The organism is Paenarthrobacter aurescens (assembly GCF_025421775.1).
GTDB lineage: Bacteria > Actinomycetota > Actinomycetes > Actinomycetales > Micrococcaceae > Arthrobacter > Arthrobacter aurescens_B.
On sequence record NZ_JAOEFX010000257.1, the window covers coordinates 1 to 272 of the forward strand.

1 protein-coding gene is annotated in these 272 nt (G+C 29.0%); it reads right to left on the bottom strand.

The window, feature by feature from the left end; all coding sequences use genetic code 11:
- A partial coding sequence (locus N7568_RS23540; protein ID WP_261612119.1) for a hypothetical protein occupies positions 1-272 on the bottom strand: 272 nt, incomplete at both ends.

Sequence of the window (272 nt, forward strand, 5' to 3'; positions counted from 1 at the left end):
TTTTATTCCCCTTGTTATTCAGCATTCTTTTAATTCCGATTCCTGCGTACAAAGATGCTAATTCATGAGCATGATAAATATCTGCGTTTTCTTCAATTCCAAGCTTGGTAAGTGGATTGTTAAATAACGAATCATTATTTTTCACAAGATTTTTATTCATTTCTGAAGCAGATGGTTTAAAAGTTTCCAAATTGTAAGTTACAATTTTAATCCCTTCATGTTTAAAGATTGTTGCCGAAAATTTTTTATCAAAAGGTTTTTTATCAACATCA